The organism is Sutterella wadsworthensis, from assembly GCF_003315195.1.
GTDB lineage: Bacteria > Pseudomonadota > Gammaproteobacteria > Burkholderiales > Burkholderiaceae_F > Sutterella > Sutterella wadsworthensis.
Window position 1 is genome coordinate 1 of the sequence record NZ_QNRV01000005.1, and the last position, 17671, is coordinate 17671.

General features: G+C 55.4%; 15 protein-coding genes and 1 pseudogene. 4 read left to right on the forward strand and 12 right to left on the reverse strand.

What is annotated here, in order from left to right; all coding sequences use genetic code 11:
* From DES29_RS03725 to DES29_RS03765, 9 genes and pseudogenes are all read right to left on the reverse strand, one after another.
* A pseudogene (locus DES29_RS03725) lies at nucleotides 1-233 on the reverse strand (NAD-dependent malic enzyme); the annotation flags it as partial.
* A 311-nt stretch (nucleotides 234-544) separates the two neighbouring features.
* Nucleotides 545-1291 (reverse strand): tol-pal system protein YbgF, encoded by a 747-nt coding sequence (ybgF, locus tag DES29_RS03730; RefSeq protein ID WP_005429515.1) that lies wholly within the window; start codon nucleotides 1289-1291, stop codon nucleotides 545-547.
* 93 nt (nucleotides 1292-1384) lie between these two features.
* Nucleotides 1385-1915 (reverse strand): peptidoglycan-associated lipoprotein Pal, encoded by a 531-nt coding sequence (gene pal / locus DES29_RS03735; protein WP_005429513.1) that lies wholly within the window; start codon nucleotides 1913-1915, stop codon nucleotides 1385-1387.
* A 46-nt stretch (nucleotides 1916-1961) separates the two neighbouring features.
* Nucleotides 1962-3266, reverse strand: a complete 1305-nt coding sequence (gene tolB, locus DES29_RS03740; RefSeq protein ID WP_005429512.1) for a Tol-Pal system beta propeller repeat protein TolB — start codon at nucleotides 3264-3266, stop codon at nucleotides 1962-1964.
* 135 nt (nucleotides 3267-3401) lie between these two features.
* Nucleotides 3402-4955 carry a bifunctional phosphoribosylaminoimidazolecarboxamide formyltransferase/IMP cyclohydrolase gene (gene purH, locus DES29_RS03745; RefSeq protein WP_005429510.1) on the reverse strand — a complete coding sequence of 518 codons (1554 nt, stop codon included), beginning with the start codon at nucleotides 4953-4955 and terminating at the stop codon, nucleotides 3402-3404.
* 3 nt (nucleotides 4956-4958) lie between these two features.
* Nucleotides 4959-5336: a helix-turn-helix domain-containing protein gene (locus tag DES29_RS03750; protein ID WP_005429509.1), complete on the reverse strand. Its 378-nt coding sequence runs from the start codon at nucleotides 5334-5336 to the stop codon at nucleotides 4959-4961.
* Nucleotides 5337-5389: 53 nt separating this feature from the next.
* Entirely contained in the window at nucleotides 5390-6361 is a 972-nt protein-coding gene (gene dusB, locus DES29_RS03755) for a tRNA dihydrouridine synthase DusB (RefSeq protein WP_113854483.1), read from the reverse strand.
* Nucleotides 6358-7080, reverse strand: a complete 723-nt coding sequence (locus tag DES29_RS03760; protein ID WP_005429506.1) for a nucleotidyltransferase family protein — start codon at nucleotides 7078-7080, stop codon at nucleotides 6358-6360. The genes dusB and DES29_RS03760 overlap by 4 nt, the downstream gene beginning before the upstream one ends.
* 12 nt (nucleotides 7081-7092) lie before the next feature.
* Nucleotides 7093-8103, reverse strand: a complete 1011-nt coding sequence (locus tag DES29_RS03765) for an aminoglycoside phosphotransferase family protein (protein ID WP_113854484.1) — start codon at nucleotides 8101-8103, stop codon at nucleotides 7093-7095.
* A 238-nt stretch (nucleotides 8104-8341) separates the two neighbouring features.
* Here DES29_RS03765 and DES29_RS03770 point away from each other — a divergent pair, with 238 nt between their 5' ends.
* From DES29_RS03770 to rsmA, 4 genes are all read left to right on the forward strand, one after another.
* Entirely contained in the window at nucleotides 8342-10660 is a 2319-nt protein-coding gene (locus DES29_RS03770; RefSeq protein ID WP_113854485.1) for an LPS-assembly protein LptD, read from the forward strand.
* Nucleotides 10644-12035 carry a peptidylprolyl isomerase gene (locus tag DES29_RS03775; RefSeq protein WP_231293665.1) on the forward strand — a complete coding sequence of 464 codons (1392 nt, stop codon included), beginning with the start codon at nucleotides 10644-10646 and terminating at the stop codon, nucleotides 12033-12035. The genes DES29_RS03770 and DES29_RS03775 overlap by 17 nt, the downstream gene beginning before the upstream one ends.
* Nucleotides 12036-12121: 86 nt before the next feature.
* Nucleotides 12122-13084, forward strand: coding sequence for a 4-hydroxythreonine-4-phosphate dehydrogenase PdxA (gene pdxA / locus DES29_RS03780; RefSeq protein WP_021995267.1), 963 nt, complete (start codon nucleotides 12122-12124; stop codon nucleotides 13082-13084).
* On the forward strand, nucleotides 13065-13862 hold the full coding sequence (gene rsmA / locus DES29_RS03785) for a 16S rRNA (adenine(1518)-N(6)/adenine(1519)-N(6))-dimethyltransferase RsmA (protein WP_016475175.1): 798 nt from the start codon (nucleotides 13065-13067) through the stop codon (nucleotides 13860-13862). Before pdxA ends, rsmA begins: the two co-directional genes overlap by 20 nt.
* 52 nt (nucleotides 13863-13914) lie before the next feature.
* On the opposite strand, the gene DES29_RS03790 is transcribed toward rsmA, so the two are convergent.
* The 3 genes from DES29_RS03790 to glyS form a co-directional block, all read right to left on the reverse strand.
* Nucleotides 13915-14646 (reverse strand): M48 family metallopeptidase, encoded by a 732-nt coding sequence (locus tag DES29_RS03790; protein ID WP_021995266.1) that lies wholly within the window; start codon nucleotides 14644-14646, stop codon nucleotides 13915-13917.
* 15 nt (nucleotides 14647-14661) lie between these two features.
* On the reverse strand, nucleotides 14662-15399 hold the full coding sequence (locus DES29_RS03795) for a lysophospholipid acyltransferase family protein (protein WP_005429495.1): 738 nt from the start codon (nucleotides 15397-15399) through the stop codon (nucleotides 14662-14664).
* A 156-nt stretch (nucleotides 15400-15555) separates the two neighbouring features.
* Complete coding sequence (gene glyS, locus DES29_RS03800) at nucleotides 15556-17646, reverse strand: glycine--tRNA ligase subunit beta (RefSeq protein WP_021995265.1); 2091 nt, start codon at nucleotides 17644-17646, stop codon at nucleotides 15556-15558.
* Between the last annotated feature and the right edge of the window lie 25 nt (nucleotides 17647-17671).

The following is a 17671-nucleotide window of genomic DNA, read 5'->3' on the forward strand; positions in this document are numbered from 1 at the left end:
TCTTCATTCGTGTTGCGGATGCTGTCGAGGAGGAGTGCTTTGTCGATCGGCTTCTCGAAGCGGTTAAGCATTTCACGCATGCGTTCGACCTGCTGGTCAACAGTCGAAACGGCAGTCGGCAGCAGACCGCTCAGGCCGTATTTGGCGCGCTCTTCCTTTGTGAATGCTTCGCCCTTATTGACGAAGGGGCAGTGGAAGATGGCCGAGGCCGGAAGCTTGTCGCACTGAGTCATGGAATTACCTCCTTGATGGGTGGTCGAACCGCGGATTCCTTATCCCGCGATCCATAGGGAGCTGCGCTTGCAACATCCTGGTGGTTTATTTTTCCGTCGTGTTGGTCAGCAACGTCAGAAAAATATTGTCGGAAAGCGTCGCTCCAAGAGTTGTTTTCCCGCTCTTGAAGCAGCCTTCGCGGTATGGCCTAGGTGCGCTTTCCTGTTCCTTTTTGCGGGTAATGCGGGGAAATGCCGCCCTAGAACTTGGGAATCATTCTAGGCTCGTTTTTTCGGAAGGGATAACCCGAAAAAGCAAAGCCGTTCGTAAACTATTTCTTCTGATCAAACTCCCGAATGCGCTGAGCAGCCTCTTTGGCGACGTCAGTTTTCGGGTAGGTCTTGATGATTTTTTGCAGGGTTGCTTTAGCAGCATTAATGCTGCCGCTGGCGGCTTGTGAACTTGCCACAAGCATCATTGCATCAGCAGCTCGAGCGCCTTTTGAGAATTCTCGAAGCAGTTGATTTTGAGATGAAATTGCCGTTTTATAGTGCTCATTGGCAAAAGCACTGGTACCCCACCAGAAAAGTGCATCCATCCGGTAGGGCGACTTCTTGAAGTTGTCATTGAAGTCCTTGAACGCCTTCTCCGCATCGCCGTACTTGCCGGTCTGCAAAAGCGCCACTGCCGTATCGTAGGCCTTTTTCTCTTCTGCAGATACCTCAATGGACTGACCGTCAATCACCACAACCTGAGGTTCGAATACGGCAAGGCGCTTGTCGAGCGTTTCGTACTGAGTCCGGGCATTGCGTTTTTCCTGATTCTGCGCATTAACCAATTCTTCAATGCGGCCCGTCAAACGACGATTCAGCTCTTTAAGATTATTAATTTCCGTCGAAAGCTGAATTTGCGCATTGCGGTTGGCTTCCAGATCAGTCTGAAGCGTCTTGATGGACTCTCTAAGCTCAAGAATCGCGCGGCGCGCATCATCGTCGGCAAAAGCCTGAACACTGCAGGCCGCCGATAAGGCAGCAAGTCCGATCGCAGTGCGTGCAATGCATTGGGTGAATGAGGACATGGACAACTCACTAAACTCAGAAAGGATCAGTCGATAATCGACCGACCGTTTCCGCCCTGCTGGGGCACTATGGCCCCAGCATTGGACGAGCTCTTACTTGGCGGCGGGCTGAGCTTTCAGCACGCTTTCCGGATACACGATATCGGCACGGCGATTTTGCGCCCAGGCTTCTTCGCTGTGACCAAGTGCAATGGGCTTTTCCTTGCCAAAAGAAACGGCCTCGATGCGGCTGCTGGGAATACCAAGCAGCTGCAGACGCTGCAGCACGGCTTCAGAGCGCTTCTGTCCAAGCGCAAGGTTGTATTCACGGCCGCCGCGTTCATCGGTGTTGCCTTGAATGACAATCTTCACCTCCGGATTGGCAGCAAGCCACTTGGCGTGGGCTTCAACCACAGCGGCATACTCCGGAGAAACTTCGTAGGAGTCAAACGCGAAATAAACCGAGCGGTGGTAAAGCGGATTGGCCGGATCCAAGAAGGGATTGACGGCAGTGGTTTGAGCGGCGGACTGCTCGCCAGCGAGCGTCCCTGCCTTGTTGCCTTCGTCAAGTGAAACCGATGAGCAGCCAGAAAGTACAGCGGTGACCGCAGCCGCAGCTGCGAGAACCTTCCAAGAAATAGACATTGTAAGCTCCTTTAAAAAAAGAACGAAAATCGGGTTTGTATCGAACTCAGGGGAGAATCGGTCCCCAGGCGGGTTCGCGAATATCGCCTTCCCCGTAAAGACGCGTTGTCAAGCGGGCATCAGCCGAACAGGTGCCCAACACTCCGCGACCGCTCACCTCAGTGGCATATACCAAGAAGCGGCCGTTGGGAGCAAAGGACGGTGATTCATCACGATTGGTATTCGTAACCAGCATGTCCTGCCCCGTCGACAGATCCATTACCGCGAGGCGGTATTCGGCGTCAATGCGGGAGATATACGCCATACGCATCCCGTCAGGCGAAATATCCGGACTGATCGCGTAGCTGCTGCCAAAAGTCACTCGTTCAGCAGCCCCTCCAGCCACCGGCTGGCGGTAAATCTGCGGCGTACCACCGCGGTCGCTCGTAAAGTAGATCCAACGGCCGTCTTTTGAGTAAACGGGCTCTGTGTCGATGCCGTAGCTCTGCGTAAAGCGCTTGAGACCCGAACCGTCCGCATTGATGCGGTAGATCTGCGTCAACCCGTCACGGGACAATGCAACGGCAAGTTCACGACCGTCAGGGGACCAAGCCGGCGCCGAATTATTGCCTCGGAAATTCGCCACCTTACGACGGCGGCCGGTTGACAATTCGTGCACATAAACGATGGGCTTGCGCTCCTCAAAGCTCACATAAGCGAGCTGTCGGCCGTCGGGAGACCAGGTCGGCGAAATGATCGGCTCGGGAGACTGCAGAGCGGTACGCGGCACGCCGCCATCGCTGTCAGCAATAATGAGTTCATAACGGCGCTTGGCCAGCTGCGCTACGTAGGCAATCTGTGACGCAAACATTGCACCTTCACCCGTAAGACGGGTATAGATGCGGTCAGCGCAGCGATGCGCCGCCATGCGAAGCAAATCTTTCCCGGCTGATACGCCGATGGAGTCGAGTTGTTCTCCGCTCACAGCATCATAAAAAAGACAGCGGACATCCCAGCGTCCATCACTGAGCGCCTGCACGGCGCCGACGACATAGACCGCTGCGCCCGCTTTACCAGCAGCCGCAAGACCTTCGGGTTTTTCAAGGTTTTCTGCACTCGCCTCTTGAGTCACCGAGATCCGGCGAAAAGCACCGGACCGCTCAAGATCTGCTGCGATGACCTCAGCAGGATCCGTCGGAGCGGCAGACGCCCCCTGAAACGGCTGAATGGCAATAGGTATTTGATTGGCCCCTACACCGGTGATTTCAATGCGCAGATCCGCGAAGGCCGGACAGGCGGACAGCGCACCGGCGGCTATGCCGGCTCCAAGGAGTGTGCGGCGCGAAAGGCTGTGCTGCGAGAACGCTTTCACAAGAATCTCCCTTAATACGAATACCGGCGCCGCGGCAGGATTGGATCCGTCCCCGGCGCCGGCTTTAACTGCAGACTATACGCGATGCCTTCGTTGGGCGGACCTAATCCGCCTCAACTCGATTGCGTACAAACGTTAGTGGCGGAAGTGACGTTCGCCCGTGAAGACCATCGCGATGCCGCGCTCGTCGGCAGCAGCGATGACTTCCGGATCACGGATCGAACCGCCCGGCTGAATGACTGCCACTGCGCCCTGATCTGCGACGACGTCAAGACCGTCGCGGAAAGGGAAGAATGCGTCAGATGCTGCCACGCTCTCGGCGAGCGACAAACCGCCTTCTTCAGCCTTGATCGCTGCAATGCGGGCACTGTCAACTCGGCTCATCTGGCCTGCGCCCACGCCAAGCGTCATGCCGTCCTTGGCATAAACGATTGTGTTGGACTTCACAAAGCGAGCAACATTCCACGCAAAGAGCATGTCGCTGATCTGCTTGGGCGTCGGAACCTTCTTCGTCACGACACGCAGGTCAGCCTCAGTAGCAAGCTGAATATCAGGCGTTTGCACCAAAAGACCGCCGCCCACGCGCTTGAATTCAAAATCATTGTGAGCCGAACCCAACGCAATCTTGAGAAGGCGCAGGTTCTTTTTCTGCCCGAAGAGCTCAAGAGCGCCTTCATCAAATTCAGGCGCAATAATCACCTCGGCAAACTGATGCGAAATACGTTCAGCACAAGAGCGGGTAACCGGACCGTTGAAGGCAATGATGCCGCCGAACGCCGACTTGCTGTCCGTGAGAAAAGCCTTTGCGTAGGCCTCTTCGTGCGTCGCCGCTACGGCAACGCCGCAAGGATTTGCATGCTTGATGATGACGCAAGCGGGCACATCAAAAGAACGCACACACTCCCACGCAGCATCGCTGTCGGCGATGTTGTTGTAGGAGAGTTCTTTGCCTTGAAGCTGTTCGTAGCCGGCGAGAAGGCCGGGAGCGACCGACACTTCGCGATAGAAAGCCCCCTGCTGATGAGGATTCTCACCGTAGCGCAGATCCTGAACTTTCTCCCACTGGCGATTAAAGACGGCCGGAAACTGTTGGGGCTTATCTTCTGCGTCAAGGCTCGTCAGATAATTCGTGATCATGCCATCGTAGCGGGCAGTATGCGCGAAGACTTTCTTTGCCAGCGCAAAGCGTGTGGCTGCCTGAACTTCGCCGTAAGCGTCAAGTTCAGCGAGAACAGTTTCGTAGTCAGCCGGATCAACCACTACGGCGACAGATTCGTAATTCTTCGCCGCCGCGCGAATCATCGTCGGGCCGCCAATATCGATATTTTCGATTGCAAGGTCAAGCGTGCAGTCCGGACGAGCAATGGTTTGTTCAAACGGATAAAGATTCACGCAGACGATATCGATCGGATCAATGCCGTGCTCCTTGAGCGCGGCCATATGTTCGGGGATCGGACGACGGGCCAGAATGCCGGCGTGGATCTTAGGATTAAGCGTCTTTACACGGCCATCGAGCATTTCGGGGAAGCCCGTGTAGTCAGCGACTTCTTCAACCTCCACGCCTTCTTTGGCAAGGAGCTTAGCCGTGCCGCCGGTGGAAAGAATGTGATAGCCCTTGGAAACCAAGCCGCGGGCGAAGTCAACGATGCCGACCTTGTCGGAGACGCTCAGAAGTGCTTGCTTGCGCATAGTTCACTTTTCCTTCTGTTTGGAACGGCCTCGCGCCTGCAGCATTCCGTGTTCGAGAAGCTTTTTGCGCAGAGTGTTCCGGTTAATGCCAAGTAACTGGGCGGCCGCGCACTGGTTGCGGTGGCACATCGACATGGCGTATTCGATGAGCGGACGTTCCACAGCGTGCACGACCAAATCGTAAAGTGGGTGCGGGGTTCTGCCCTCGAGCTGGGCAAAGTACTCGTCAAGCTGTCGGATGACGACTGCTTCGAGGTCTTCATTGATAGTCCGCACCGTGGCGTTCTGTTTTTCAAACAGTTCCGCGAAGCGCTCGTCGACCGCATCTTCGGGCAGCCTAAGGTCCGAATCGTCGAGCAGCGCAAAATCGTCGGATGACATGGTTGGGAATGTTTTTTCTTTTAGGGAGGAGCAGACAATAAACAGTATGCATCTCAATGAGCCGGCGCAGTCTCTGAAAAGAACTGCTCGACGAGCGCTTTCTGTACCTGCGGATCCGTTTCCCGAAGAAGCTTGGGACGAAGTTCAAGCGGATCCGAAAAAGGCTTCAGATAAGCACAAAGATGCTTACGGAATGTGACAATTCCGTGACGGGCACCATAGTAGTCGAAATGTTTGGCTCTGTGATGAAGAAGATGCCGAAGAACTGCTCCATTTTCTAACGGCTTCCATGCACGTCCCTCAAGGGCAGCGCGAACCTCTGCGAAAAGCCAGGGGCGTCCAACAGCCCCTCGGCCAATCATAAGCCCGTCGGCTCCGCAGGCCCTCAAGACGGCCTGCGCCTTGACGCCCGAAACGATGTCGCCATTGGCGACAACCGGAATGCCGCGCTCAGCCTTTATGCGGGCAATCGTGTCGTATTCCGCATCTCCTCGAAATCCGTCGGCGCGGGTACGCCCGTGGATAACGAGCATGGCAATGCCGCATTCCTCTGCAATACGAGCGATCTCCGGCGCATTTTTGTGTTCCCGATCCCATCCTGTGCGGATTTTGAGCGTAACGGGTATTTCAACTGCAGCACGAACCGCCTCGAGAATCTCTGCAGTCAAACATTCATTTTTCATGAGTGCGCTGCCGCAATCCGTATTTAAAACCTTTTTGGCCGGACACCCCATATTGATGTCGACTACATCAGCGCCGTCATCTTCCGCAGCCTTTGCCGCCTCAGCCATAACAACAGGATCTGCGCCAAGAAGCTGCACGACGTGCAGCCCCGGCTCATCCCGCTCCACCCAGCGTGTCAAGCTTTTGGCTCGGCAACGAAGGTCCTCGCGGCTCGCTGTCATTTCGGCGACGGCGTAATCAGCTCCCCATTCGCGAACAATTTCCCGAAAAGGCTTGTCGGAATATCCAGCCATCGGGGCGAGCATCAGCGGAAACTTAAATTCGTGCGGTCCTATTTTCACGCCGCCCCCGCAGCTGCAAACAAATCTTCGGCACGTGCAAGCTCTTCGAGCGTTCCGACATTGGCCCAACGCCCGACCAGCTTTTCTCCCGACACTCGTCCTGCATCCAGTGCTTCAAACATCCATGGGAATAACGGAGCACGGTCTGCGTGAAGTCCGGCAAAAAGCTGCGGATGAAAAGCGGCAAGACTGGCATAAGTGAGAATCTCTCCGCCGACGGCATCACGACGGGCAATACGACCGTTGACCAGCCGAAAGTCGCCTTGGGGGTGAAAAGTTGGATTAGCCACCATGACGAGATGCGCCCAATCTCCTGACGCGGAAAGTGATTGTGCCTGCTCAGCTAAGGCCGCATAGTCGTAATCTGTAGCGATATCACCCGCGGCCACGATAAATGCACCGTCCTCACTTCCCGCCATGAGCAGCGGCAATGCGCGGACAATACCGCCCCTTGTCTCCAAAGCTTCAGCGGCCGTATGTCCTTCGACAGACCAGGCAAGATGGACGCCCCAACGGCTTCCGTCGCCCAGCTCTGCCTGCAGAATTCGTGCTCCGTATGCAGCATTCACCACGATCTCGGTAATCCCGGCACGCTTGAGCGCCAGAATCTGCCGCACAGCCAACGGCACGCCGCCAATGGTTGTGAGCGGTTTGGGATAGAGCTGAGTAAGCGGCCGCAGCCGTCGACCTTCACCAGCGCAGAGAAGCATCGCGCGCATTTCTTCGCCCAATCAGAAGGTGTAGCCCGCGCGCTCGCGCACACCGTCGAGTTCGTCAATGAGATGGCGCAGCGGCGAAAGCTCAACATACCGGCCTGCCGTCTGACGCACATACTTAATAAAACGCGGGGTATCTGCCAAGTACTTGGGCTTTCCGTCTCGATAGTTGATACGCGCAAAGATGCCAAGCACCTTAAGATGCCGCTGGACACCCATGAATTCCACGCTTCGATAGAAAGCCCCGAAATCGTCCGGCACAGGGATTCCAGCCTTGCGGGCCTTTTCCCAATAGCGGATGGTTACATCAAGGACGAAGGCTTCATCCCAACTGATGAAAGCGTCGCGCATCAAGCTAGCGATGTCATAGGTCACGGGGCCCATCAGAGCATCCTGGAAATCAATGACCCCTGGGAGCGGATCGCTCACCATGAGATTCCGCGGCATAAAATCGCGGTGCACGAACACTTTGGCATCGGCGAGGTTGCTTTTCAAAATTGCGTCCACCGACATCTGCCACCACTTCTCGTGTTTGACATCCCATTCGACTCCGCAGTGGCGCTTCACATACCACTCAGGGAAGAGGTTCAGCTCTCGCAAAAGCACCTCGCGGTCATAGAGAGGAAGCTGTCCCGGACGCGATGCCTTCTGCCACTTCACCAAAGCCGACGTAGCGGCGTCAAAGAGCTTGGCTGCATTTTCCTCATTCAGAACATCGAGGAAAGTTTCCTTTCCTAAGTCAGAAATAAGCGCAAAGCCCTGCATCTCATCGGCAGCATAAACACGAGGAACATTTAGCCCCGCCGCAGCCATGAGCTTGTTCACCTGTACGTATGCCGGGAGATTCTCATGCGCGGGCGGTGCATCCATTACGATCAGCGTGCCGCCCGAACTCGTCCCGACACGGAAATAACGGCGAAACCCCGCATCAGAACTCGCTGGAACAAGCGTGTCAAGCAGGATCCCGTGCGCAGGCGCCAGAGCAGAAAGCCAGGCCTCAAGTGTGATGTCGCGTTCAGTTTTCATCTCGTCTTCCAATGGATGCCTCAGCTGCCGACCCTGCAGAGTCCCCAAGCGCGCCGAATTGAACTGTTAGAATCTTTTATCTATGCGTGGCCCTTCTGCCAACCGCGGATTCACACTTCGGACGCCTCGAAAACGAGAATGTCCTTACTGCATGTGCTTCTTGGTTTGCAGTCCAATTAGGAACTTAATAACGGGCCATCGCGATGGAACTCATTATTTTATAGGCCCGAAGCTTCTCATGCCTCTGCCTCCCGTCCGGGCAGTCTCGCTCTGCGTGGCTGCCGCCCTTGCGTTTATTGCCGCTCAGGCTCGTGCGGATGCCGCGTCGTCGGCCGTACGCGTGAATCTTGAATCCGTCGATTCGCTCGACATAAAGCGAGCTCAGGCCGATGACGCCGCAAGCTTTGCCTCTGCCGAACGTATGGAAGGCTCCCTCGCTGACGAACTCGAACTCATAGGCAATGCCGAAGTGCGTCGAGGCGGCGCTGTGTTCACGGCTGACCGCATCACCTATCGACATGACACTGATGAAGTAACCGGCAAGGGAAATGCCCGCATCAGCCGTGCTGGAGCAAGCTTTTCGGGACCGAGCATGCGTTTTCGCATCACTTCACGAGAAGGCTCCATGGATGAGGCGGAGTGGGAGTACGCTCCGCGAAATGTACGTGGATGCGCGAAAAACATTCGCTTCTTGTCCGGCAACCGTACAACCTTCGAAGATGTTTCCTTTACAACCTGTAAGCGCGACGATGATTCGTGGTTCATTTCGATGAACGACCTTGAGATCGACGAATACGATCTCACTGCTTCAGGCACCGGAGCCGTACTGCACTTCCAGAACGTTCCCATCTTCGCGTCGCCCTGGTTTGCATTTCCCATCAGCAACCAGCGTCGTTCGGGCTTCCTCACGCCTACTTACGGCATGAGCTCGACTCGCGGCGTCGATATCTCTATCCCTTATTACTTCAATATCGCGCCCAACTACGACTACACGCTTACGCCTCGCGTCATGACCAAGCGCGGCGTCATGCTGGGCAATGAAGCACGATTTAAGTACGACGCATTTAACGCACAAGTCAACCTTGACTATTTGCCGAGCGACCGCACTACCAAAGAAAACCGTTGGAGTACGCGCATTCAGGCCGACTATCAACGTGACAAGCTGGGTGCCAACATCGACTACAACCGTGTATCCGATGACGACTTTATTACGGACTTCTCCGGCAACATCCGCGAGTCGTCCGAATCAGTGCTGCCGCAGGATTACAGTCTGACCTGGACCGATACCTATTGGAATTCGCTGCTGCGCGTTACTAAGAATCAAACGCTGAAGATTGACGGCGGCACAACGGTTGTTCCTTACGAACGTGTGCCGCAAATGGTTCTGAATGCCTATAACAGCGACTTCCACGGCTTCGAGTTCACGACGACCGTTGACGCCACTCGTTTCACGCATCCCACACGTCTTGACGGCACACGTGTAGTGCTTGAGCAGAGTGCAAGCTATCCGCTGCGAGGCGCGGGGTGGTTCATTGTGCCGAAGGCCCAGATTCAAGGGGCCTGGTATCAGCTCAACAATCTCAGCCGCGACCACCAATACACCGACAAGTCGCCGAGCTTCGTGGTGCCGACCTTCACGCTCGACTCCGGATTGGTATTTGAGCGCGACTCCCATTTCTTTGGCCGCGAGGCATATCAGACACTTGAACCGCGTATCTATTACGCCTACACCCCCTACCGCGATCAGAGCGATATTCCTATCTTTGACACGACTGTATCGGATCTTTCCTTTGCTTCGCTCTTCACGCCGAATCTCTACGCAGGCTATGACCGCGTATCGGAAGCCAATCAGCTCACTACCGTCATTTCTTCGCGCTGGATCGACAAAACTTCAGGATTGGAGCTCTTTCGCGCCAGTGTGGGGCAGCGCCAATACTTCTCTGACCAAAACGTTCGCTTTCTCAACACGACGGAAGAAGCAAACTACTTCGGCAACAAGGACACTCCGCAAAGCAACGTGAGAAGCGACTTGCTCGCGAGCGTCGGTGCTCGCCTTACACAGTCCCTCACGGCATCAGCCTCTGCGCAGTATTCATCCTCACTCAACCGCATGATGAACGTGAAGACCGGTCTCGTCTGGCAGCCCAAGCGCCGCTCGACCATCGGTGTCTTTTATCGCTACAACTACTCTGCCGGCTCCGTAACGGACAGCACCTACGACGATAACATCAAGCAAGTTGACATCTCTGTACAGTGGCCGATCACAGAGCGTCTGTATGGTCTTTTGCGCTACAACTACTCGCTTTACCAGAAAAAGCCGATTGAACTGATTGGCGGATTTGAATACCTGCACGACTGCTGGACACTGCGCTTTGCCGCCCAGCGTTACACCACGGCCTCGAATGAACAAGAGTCCAACTTCTTCTTACAACTCGAGCTCAATGGGCTCGGTAGCATTGGCATCAATCCCATTTCTGAACTGCGCCGCAACATCCGCGGCTACCAGACAACCGGTCCGCTTCCTACGACGGCAGATCCGTATGACTACTATGAATAAAGCATTCCTTTACGCCTTCACGCTCACAGCGCTTGCGTTGTCGGGCGCTTCCGTCCAGGCAGCAAGCATCATGGACAGCGTTCCTGCCACGCCGTCTGCCGGAGAACAAGCCCCTGCGGCATCCGGTGAACTCGACCGCATCGTTGCCGTCGTCAACAATGACATCATCACGGAGCATGAGCTTGAGCAGCGCGTTCACACGGTGGCGATTAACCTGCGCCGCCAGAACATTCAGCTTCCAGCAATGGAGCTTCTGCGCGCTCAGGTACTCGAACGTCTCATCTCTGAACGTGCCATTTTGCAGCGCGCCCGACAAACAGGCATCCGCGTCGACGACCAGATGGTAAACGCCTCTGTAGAACAAATTGCTCGACAGAACAATCTATCCATCGAGGAACTTCGTCAACGTCTGGCTGCTGACGGTGTCAACTTTGCCTCCTTCCGTAATGAAATTCGGGATGAAATCACCACACAGCGCCTGCGTGAACGTGAAGTAAACGAAAAAATTGACATCTCGGAAAGCGAAATCGACGCTTATCTTGCCGAGCAAGCCGGCATCAAGGGCGACGACAAGATGGAATATCACGTTGAGCATATTCTGCTGCCGGTAGAAACCCCTGCCGAAAATGACAGCGTGAAGACCGCCGCGGAAAGTCTCGCTAAACGTGCACGCGACGGAGAAAACTTCTCATCGCTCGCAGCGAGCTTTTCGCGAGCCGACGATGCGATGAAGGGCGGCGATCTCGGCTGGCGTTCTTTGAACGATCTGCCGGCTACTTTTGCAGAGGCGCTGCGCGCAAATTCCACCCCGGGTTCCGTCTACGTTGTCTCTTCGCAGCGTGCCTGGCACGTTTTCAAGCTCGAAGACAAACGCGACGGTGTTCAAGCGAAGTTAGGCGGCGGCCCTGTCGAACAGACCCATGCCCGCCACATTCTCATGTTCGTCAGCGATATCACGCCTGAAGGGGATGTGATCCGTCGTCTCAATGACATTAAGAATCGCGTGCAGTCGGGTGAAGCCGACTTCGCTACGATGGCTCGCCTGCACTCCGTAGACTCCACTGCTACGCGCGGCGGCGATCTCGGCTGGCTACAGCCCGGTGACACGGTGCCTGAGTTTGAAGGCGTAATGAATAAACTCAAGCCCGGTCAGATTTCCGATCCTATCCGCACGCCTTACGGCTACCATCTGATTCAAGTCGTTGAGCGCCGCACAGAAAAGGACGGCAATCCCGAACGCATGCGCGTGGCGGCTCGCCAAGCTATTCGTCAAAAAAAGCTTGCCGAAGCCTCCTATGAATGGGAACGCGAACTGCGCGATCAGGCCTTTGTTGAAATCCGCGATCCACAGCTCAAAGACATGCTGCGCCGCTGATCGACCGCCCGTCTGCTCGAAACACCATTGAAAACGGCGCTTTGCATCGACTGCTGAGCGCCGTTTCAAATTTGGGAGAATCTACAATGACGAAGCTCGTCATCACCACTGGGGAACCCGCCGGCATTGGTCCAGAAGTGTCCGTAAAGGCCGCTTGGAAATCGACGGCCCCCATCATTCTTGTGGGTGACCGTGAAATGCTCCTCAGGCAAGCTGTGCAGCTTGGACTGTCCGCCGAGCCGCCTGCGAACATTTCGTTTGAACATGTTCCTCTTGGGACAACGGTGCATGCGGGGGTTCTCGACGTGCGCAACAGCCCCTATGTACTTGAAACGCTGCGTCGTGCACATCAGATCTGCGTTTCAAGCACTGATGCGGCCGTTGTTACCGCCCCAGTGCAAAAAAGCATCCTCTCGGAAGCCGGTGAAGCATTTACCGGCCACACTGAATTTTTTGAGCATCTTGCCGGCGTCAAACGTGTCGTGATGATGCTCACCTCTTCGCCTCGTCAGAATGCGCTCAAGGTGGCACTTGCTACCACCCATCTGCCGCTCAGAGACGTGGCTGATGCAATTACACCGAAAGTACTCGATGAGGTGCTCGCCATTCTCAAACGTGCGCTTGTTCGAGACTTCGGTATTGCGCACCCTGTCATTGCAGTCGCCGGGCTCAATCCGCACGCAGGTGAATCCGGCCACATGGGGCGAGAAGAAATTGAAGTGATCACCCCCGCGCTCGAACGAGCAAAGGCACCGGGATTTGACATTGTTGGCCCGCTTCCTGCCGATACCATCTTCGTTCCCGGCAAAATGGAACGTTGGGACGCAGTTCTCTGCATGTACCATGATCAGGGACTTCCCGTTTTAAAGCATGTGGGCTTTGCCGAAGGCGTCAATGTCACGCTTGGTCTGCCTTACGTGCGCACCTCGGTAGACCACGGTACGGCGCTCGATATCGCCGGCCGCGGCATCGCCGACGCCCGCAGTATGACTGCGGCCCTTGAACTCGCTCAAACGCTTGCAGGCAATCGTGACGCAGCAATGGCTTGAAGGGCACCATGCCCGTAAACGATTCGGACAAAATTTTCTTCATGACCGGCATTGGATCGAACGGATCGCCCGCTCGATTGATCCCAAACCCGGCGATGAGCTGATTGAAATCGGCCCTGGACAGGCAGCACTCACTCGAGAAGTGGTAAGTCTTGCCGGTCATGAAACAGCGGTCGAGATCGACCGCGATCTTGCGGCGTTTCTGCGCACACAGTTCACACCCGAAGAACTCACACTCATTGAGGCCGATGCGCTTACCCTCGACTGGAAAACGGTTCTGCCCGGCAAGCGTCTGCGTGTGCTGGGGAACCTGCCTTACAACATATCGTCTCCGCTTCTTTTTGCCCTTTTACCCGCCGCGGGGCGCATCATAGACCAGCACTTTATGCTGCAAAAGGAAGTCGTCGACCGTATGACTGCAGTGCCTGGCAGTAAGACCTACGGTCGTCTTTCTGTCATGCTCCAGTATCGCTACGTCATGCATAAGCTTTTTGACGTTCCGCCCGGCGCTTTCGTACCCGCTCCGAAAGTCACCAGCTCAATAGTACGCATGGTGCCCAAACCCGTAGAAAATCTCCCTGCAGTTGACATGTCGGTCTTCAGCGAGATCGTAGCCGCAGCATTCCAGCAGCGCCGCAAGATGCTGCGCGGATCGCTTTCGGCTTTCCTTGATGAGTCGAGCATTATCTCTGCGGGAGTAGAACCCACGGCCCGTGCTGAAACACTATCAGTGGATGACTTCGTTCGGCTGGCTCGTGAAGCAGCTGTCCGCCGCTGAACTCTTAAAAACGGTTTGCCTGACTACATCGGGCAAACCGTTCGCATGGATGCTAGAGATCGTCCAACTTATCCGCAGCCTTCAACGTGCGCATGCTTTCATGGATCTGCACGGCACCAGGATAAATCCGCTCCACCTCCGCCCAAAAGCGCGGAGAATGATTAAATTCCTTCAAGTGCGCCAGTTCATGGGCAATCACATATTCGATCTCTGTATCTGACCGAGCGATAAGGCGCCAGGACAAACGTATCGTATCTCGTGATGTGCAGCTGCCCCACCTTGTTTTGGCGCTCGACAACCGCCAAACGACAGGCAGCTTTGGCGCAGTTTCAATGACGCGCATCCAGCAGTCGTTGATAACCCGCCAGGCATATTTCTTCAGGGCCAAGGCCAGCGCCATCTTCACGGCGTCCTCATCAGCCCCTTTAGGCACCTTGAGCCAAACCTCCGTACGATCTCCCACCTTCATGATGACAGAGCGCTCCTGACCAAGGACAAGCACGGCCTGTCCGCCGCGGTAAGGAATAACACCGCCATCGCAATAACGACTGGCCGGAACGCCTTCAGCCGGCAAGTGTGCGAGCACCCAATCTGCATGCTCCTTCAGCACGGCCTCAACTCGCCGTTTCGTTGTACTCGGCGGACAACGAACTTCAACGCGTCCCGTCCAATAAATACTGATGGACTTTCGTCGGGGATTAGCCACCGTGACATAGGGGACCTGACGCCCGTTCAAGCTAACCGATGATGCATGAGGCAGCTGACGCTGCAGCGAAGCGCTCATTTCCTGAGGGATCTCCTAGTGCCCCGCATGCTGCGGCATGGCGTTCACGCGCCCTTCAATCCAAGCTTCCACTTCTGCAGTGACCGTATGCGGATCGCGCCCTTTGGTTTCAATCAGTGGTCCAATCTCAACATCAATGACGCCCGGACATTTACCAACACTGTTTTTCGGCCAGCAAATCGCTGCATTATGTGCAATGGGCAAAATCGGCAGACCGGCCGAACACGCAAAACGTGCGCCTCCCGTTTTCCAGCGAACATGTTCCCCCATCGGCACACGTGTGCCTTCAGGAAACAGTGTCACCCACCAACCGCGCTTTTCGAATTCGGGACCACGACGCATGAATTGTTCAAAAGCCTGTCGTCCTTTGCTGCGGTCAATAGCCATCATGTTCATGCTTGCAAGCGCCCAACCTAAACAAGGAATCCAATGAAGCGACTTCTTATAGATAAAGCACGGCGGATGCTTTAGAAAAGCACCCAGCCAAAACGGATCCCATGCCGACTGATGCTTTACGAGCACTACACAGGGAATGTCAGGCATGTTCTCCATCCCCTTAGCTCGCCATCGAACTCCGCAAATAACATCGAGCAACTTCAGAACGCATTTCGCCCAAGGCCGGCAAACTGCCTCGTAGCGACGCTCATAGCTCATGAACGGCCAGGAGCATAAAAGCAGCACTGTCAGGACGATGATCGAAATCGCCAGGAAAAAGTAAAAGATCCAACCTCGAAGATTGTTGGCGAAGGTCACTTTGGCAATCCTTTTTCAAAAGTATCCAGTCGAACTTTTCTAGATCCAGAAGCGGCGCGGGCCCGCATCGCCGATCCGATGACCTCTCTTTGGGAAAGTCTGAGGATGCGGCAGGCGGGCCCTGCTGTCGATGTCAAAAAAGCAGATCGAGCAGCGTTACTTAGCCAGGCGAGAAATTTCCGCCACAGCGTTCATAACGCCATAAAGACGCTTAAGCAATGCCAGACGATTAGCGCGGAGCGCGGGATCCTCTGCATTCACCATTACTGTTTCAAAGAAAGCGTCGACCGGCGAACGCAGCGCAGCGATCGTAACGAGCATATCTTCAAAGCGGCCTTCAGCGTAGAGTGCTTCAGCAGCAGGTTCAACGGCGCGGAGTTCTTCGAAAAGATTCTTTTCAGCGGCCTCCTGAAGCAGCGCCGGATCAATCTTTTCACTTACCTCACCCTCAACTTTCTTGAGGATATTACCGATGCGCTTGTTGGCAGCCGTAAGCGCCTCTGCTTCCGGCAGATCCATAAAGGCACGCACGGCGCCGATGCGCTTCGGAATGTCGGCGAGCTTGTCAAGCCGCTTTGCAAGAACAGCATCAGCTTCCTGTGCCGTGGCGCCGCGCTCACGAAGCATGACGCGCAAACGATCGGCGAAGAACGTGAGCAGTTCCTGTCGATTATCGACGACGCCGGCAACATCCTTTTCGGCTTCCCAAGCAGCATCAATGAGAGCTGGCAGGCTCACATCAAGCTCCTTCTCAATGAGCATGCGCAACACGCCCAGAGCGTGGCGGCGCAATGCAAACGGATCCTTTTCGCCCGTCGGGAGCTGACCGATGCCAAAGAGACCAATCAACGTCTCGAGCTTATCGGCAAGTGCCACGGCAAGGCTCACAGATGTCGACGGAAGCGCATCCCCCGCATAACGCGGCTGATAGTGCTCACGGATTGCAAGCGCAACATCCTTGGGCTCTTTGTCGTTTTCGGCATAGTACTCGCCCATAATGCCTTGCAGTTCAGGGAACTCACCCACCATCAAAGTCCGGAGGTCGGCCTTGGCAAGCATGGCAGCACGATCCGCTTCGGTCTTGTTGGCGCCGAGCAGGGCTGCCGCGGCCGCCGCAATGCGGCGAACACGAAGCATGCGCTCATACTGGCTGCCGAGCTTATTGTGGTAAACGACATGACGCAGACCCTCAACACGGCTTTCCAACGTGTGCATGCGGTCCTGATCATAGAAGAACTTCGCGTCCGCAAGACGAGCACGAACCACACGAGCATTGCCTTCGGAAATGGCCTTGCCGCCGTCTTTGGCAATGAGCTGAGAAACGAGCAGGAAGCGGTTCATCAGCTTGCCGCTGCGATCCTCAAGTGCAAAGTACTTCTGGTTGAGCTGCATCGTAAGAATGAGACATTCTTGCGGAACCGCGAGAAATTCGCTTTCAAACTGGCTCTCATAAATCACCGGCCATTCCGTAAGCGCGGTAACTTCTTCCAGAAGGTCTTCAGGCATGATCGCTTCGGCATCAAGCGCAGCTGCGCGGCGCTTGAGCTCAGCTTCGATCACTGCACGGCGTTCATCGTAGCAAGGCATGACAAACGCAGCCTTCATCTGCTCAACATAGCTGTCGGCATTTTCAATGGCAATCGGCTCGCTCGTATGGAAGCGATGGCCGCGCGTCAGACGACCAGACTTCAGGCCGAAGAGTTCGACCGGTACAATTTCTGTACCCAAAAGCGCCGTCAGATGACGCACCGGACGCACGAAGGAAACTGTCGTTACACCGTCCGCGAGCTGATAGGTCATCACCTTGGGAATCGGCAGATGCTTCACAGCATATTCGAGCGCATGCTGAAGTCCTGAGGCCAGCTCAACACCCTGACGCACGCCTTCGTAATAAAGCTGTTCGTTCTTGCCGTCATCAACGCGCTCCAGATCCGTGACTGCACAGTTGATGCCGAGAGCCGCCATCTTCTTAACGAGTGCCGGCGTCGCCTGACCGTCTGCGCCGATACCCACCTTAACGGGCACGAGTTTTTGGCGGAACGTTTCGTCCGGACTCTTGGCAAGCACATCCGTAATGTGCACAGCCAGACGGCGCGGAGCGCCGTAGGCGGTAGCCACGCTGCTGTCGGCAAGGAAATGCGCATCAGCCAAACTCTTGCGAACACCTTCGGCAAAAGCTTCCGAAAGCTTGCGCAGCGCCTTCGGCGGAAGCTCTTCAGTCTGAAGTTCAACGAGAAGATTCGTCATTTTATTTTTCTCCATCCCTTGCGTT